General features: G+C 60.6%; 1 protein-coding gene and 2 pseudogenes. 2 read left to right on the forward strand and 1 reads right to left on the reverse strand.

The window, feature by feature from the left end; translation table 11 throughout:
* Window positions 1-137 precede the first annotated feature (137 nt).
* Window positions 138-287 (reverse strand): annotated as a pseudogene (locus EB836_RS17930) (transposase); the annotation flags it as partial.
* Between the two features lie 79 nt (window positions 288-366).
* Here EB836_RS17930 and EB836_RS18575 point away from each other — a divergent pair.
* Both EB836_RS18575 and EB836_RS17935 read left to right on the forward strand, forming a co-directional pair.
* Window positions 367-543 (forward strand): annotated as a pseudogene (locus tag EB836_RS18575) (transposase); the annotation flags it as partial.
* Window positions 492-1556: an IS3 family transposase gene (locus EB836_RS17935; RefSeq protein ID WP_240690171.1), complete on the forward strand. Its 1065-nt coding sequence runs from the start codon at window positions 492-494 to the stop codon at window positions 1554-1556. The pseudogene EB836_RS18575 and the gene EB836_RS17935, both read left to right, overlap by 52 nt.
* Window positions 1557-2118: the final 562 nt, after the last annotated feature.

Genomic DNA, 2118 nt, shown 5'->3' on the forward strand with positions numbered 1-2118 from the left:
CCATCCGCAGCCCTGCACGGGTAGGCACGTTCCCCGTATCGGACGCGGAGCTCACACGGCTGGAAACCATGCTCGCCTGGCTGGATTTTCGGCGCTCTTTTGGCCGGAAAAAAGTTGACAAAACACACGGCTTCGTCGAGGATCTTTGCCCAGGTGCCGTCCATGGTCCAGATCCTCAGCCGTTCGTGGCAGGTCTTCCACGGACCGTACCTGTCGGGGACGTCTCGCCATGGTGCTCCGGTGCGTAGTTTCCACAGGATCCCATTGATGACCTGTCGATGATCGCGCCACCTGGGCGGGACTGATGCAGGGTTAGGTGACATCTAATCTGGCTTGTTTACAGGCAAGCCTGGAAGGATAGACACCATGCCACAGCCCTACCCGAAAGAATTCCGCGACGACGTCATCCAGGTCGCTTTGAACCGGGACTCGAAGACGACGATCGGACAGATCGCCAAGGACTTCGGGATCCACGAAGGCACCATCAACAAATGGATCCGCCAAGCAGAAATCGATGCCGGCAACAAACCCGGCAACACCAGCGACGAGTCCGCCGAACTACGAGAGATGCGTCGGCGCAATCGTCTGCTGGAGCAGGAGAACGAGGTCCTACGCCGCGCGGCCGCCTATCTGTCACAGGCGAACCTGCCGTCAAAAGGCTCTACCCGCTCGTGAGAGAGCTCGCCGTCGACGGGATCCCCGTCGCGGTGTCGTGCCGGGTATTGAAGCTCTCCCGCCAGCCCTACTACCGGTGGCTGGCCGCGCCTGTCCCTGATACCGATCTCGTTGAGGCATATCGGGCCAATGCGCTCTTCGATGCCCACCGTGATGATCCCGAGTTCGGGTACCGATACCTCGCCGACGAAGCCGAAGCGGCCGGCCAACCCATGGCGGCACGCACTGCGTGGCGGTTGTGTTCGGCCAATGACTGGTTCTCCGCCTTCGGCAAGGGCCGGGCCAAGAACGGGAAGAAGCCGGGACCACCGGTCCACGACGATCTGTGCGCGGTTGTCGATGCCGACGGACGGACCAGGCACGAGTTTAGAGCTGATGGACCGAATCAGCTGTGGTTGACCGACATTTCGGAGCACCATACGAATGAGGGCAAGCTCTACCTCTGCGCGGTCAAGGACGCCTACTCGTCACGCATCGTCGGCTATTCGATCAGCTCGAGGATGAAGGCGCGCCTGGCCGTTGATGCCCTCGAGATGGCTGTGGTTAGGCGCGGTGACGTGGGCGGATGCGTGACGCACAGCGACCGCGGCAGCCAATTCAGATCGAAGAAATTCACTCGGGCTTTGGCCCGTCACGGCATCATCGGGTCGATGGGACGAGTCGGCGCAGCGGGCGATAACGCGGCCATGGAATCGTTCTTCGCCCTGTTGCAGAAGAACGTTCTCGACCGTCGCCGGTGGGACACTCGCGACCAGTTGAGAATCGCGATCGTGACCTGGATCGAGCGGACATATCACCGACGTCGCCGACAAGCCCGGTTGGGTCGATTGACACCAGTAGAGTACGAAGCAATCATAGAGCCAGCTGCACTCGCAGCATGACACTCACGCTGTCACCCTTCTTTGCATCAGTCCCGGCCCTTGCCGTTGGCCGGTAGCAGTGGTGCGATGGCCTCCCATGCTTTGTCGGTGAGTTCTCCGCGTCCAACCATGTGCCCAGGTGAGCAGAAATCAGGACCGATGAATAGCAGCCACGCCGCTGGCACGAACACTTACAGGACACGCGCTAGTCGCTCCCCTAGCCTGGAATTTTCACATCATCGTTAGGTTTGATGGCGTGCAGAGAGACACTTCTCAAGCGGAGCGCAGTTTGGTTCCCCGCATTTTCATCGATCCTGCCCGAGAGTCGCTGACTTCTTCTTCCGAGGACCCTTGCTCCGGGAGACGATTCCCGCGTGGGGCCTCGATCGCGAACTCCCCCGCTCCCCGAACCCCTGCCACCATGGCGACAAGCGGCCAAATACGACCCATCAAAGAGGCTCTTCCCGGTTCGTGGTGATGGGGAGCGTCGCGTCGTTGACGTAGAACGGCTCGTGGTCCTGCTGTGATGGGTGTTGTCAAGACATCCGAATCTCAGAGGACCACGAGCCTGTGCACGAGAGTA

Source organism: Brevibacterium sp. S111 (assembly GCF_004745075.1).
In the GTDB taxonomy this organism is placed as follows: domain Bacteria; phylum Actinomycetota; class Actinomycetes; order Actinomycetales; family Brevibacteriaceae; genus Brevibacterium.